General features: G+C 71.6%; 1 protein-coding gene. It reads left to right on the forward strand.

Going from position 1 to position 503, the window contains the following annotated elements:
• Positions 1-503: phospholipid carrier-dependent glycosyltransferase (locus ACLQ2R_RS39550; protein WP_425966547.1), on the forward strand; the 503-nt coding region annotated here is incomplete at both ends.

Here is a 503-nt window from a genome sequence, read left to right on the forward strand (position 1 = left end):
CATCCTCCGCTGGGCAAGTGGATGATCGGTGTCGGGGAGCAGTGGTTCGGCATGACCCCGTTCGGGTGGCGTTTCGCCGCCGCGGTGGTCGGGGTGGTCTCGATCCTGATCCTGGCCCGTACCGCGCGGCGGATGACGCGCTCGACGATGCTGGGCTGCCTGGCCGGGTTGCTGCTGGCGGTCGAGGGCCTGCACCTGGTGCTGTCGCGTACCGCGTTGCTGGACATCTTCCTGATGTTCTGGGTGCTGGCCGGTTTCGCCTGCCTGGTCGTCGACCGTGACCACTCCCGGGCCCGCCTGGTCGACTGGTACGAGCGCTCGCCGCTGAGTGATCGCGGCCCGCATCTGGGGGTGCGTCCCTGGCGTCTGGCCGCGGGCCTGTGCCTGGGCGCGGCGTGCGCGGTCAAGTGGTCGGGCGCCTTCTACCTGATCGCCTTCGCCGTCCTGTCGCTGGCCTGGGACGCCGGGGCCCGCCGCGCCGTCGGCCTGCGCAGACCCTACGC

The organism is Streptosporangium sp. DT93, assembly GCF_049844535.1.
Taxonomy (GTDB): domain Bacteria; phylum Actinomycetota; class Actinomycetes; order Streptosporangiales; family Streptosporangiaceae; genus Streptosporangium.